This is a genomic window from Streptomyces curacoi, assembly GCF_001513975.1.
Classification (GTDB): domain Bacteria; phylum Actinomycetota; class Actinomycetes; order Streptomycetales; family Streptomycetaceae; genus Streptomyces; species Streptomyces curacoi.
The window spans coordinates 1-503 of sequence record NZ_KQ948014.1; the positions used below are offsets into that span (position 1 = coordinate 1).

At 67.6% G+C, this 503-nt stretch carries 1 protein-coding gene; it reads left to right on the top strand.

Annotated elements, in window-relative coordinates; all coding sequences use genetic code 11:
• The coding region (locus AQI70_RS36820) for a condensation domain-containing protein (RefSeq protein ID WP_159042777.1) at positions 1-503 on the top strand (503 nt) is incomplete at both ends.

Here is a 503-nt window from a genome sequence, read left to right on the forward strand (position 1 = left end):
TGGAGGTTGCGTATGGGCAGGTGGTGTCGGGTGCGGGGGTGGATCTGGGGGTGCGGTCGTCGTCGTTCGGTGAGTGGGCGGCGGGGTTGCGTGAGGTGGTGGAGTCGGGTGGTTTCGATGGTGAGGTGGAGTACTGGTCGGGGGTGGGCCGGGGTGTGCCGGTAGAGCTTCCGGTGGAGGGGGAGCCGGCTGGGGGTGTGTCGGGTCCGTGTGTGGTGTCGGGTGAGTTGTCGGCGGATGCTACGCGGGTGTTGGTGCAGCGGGTTCCGGTGGTGTTCCGGGCTCGGGTGAATGAGGTGTTGCTGGCGGTTTTGGGCCGGGTGTTGGGGGAGTGGACCGGTCGGGATCGTGTGGTGGTGGATGTGGAGGGTCATGGTCGTGAGGAGGTGGTGTCGGGGGTTGATCTGTCGCGGACGGTGGGTTGGTTCACGACGGTGTTCCCGTTCGAGCTGAGGGGTTCGGCGGGGGCGTGGGATGTGCTGGTGCGGGAGGCGAAGGAGGGG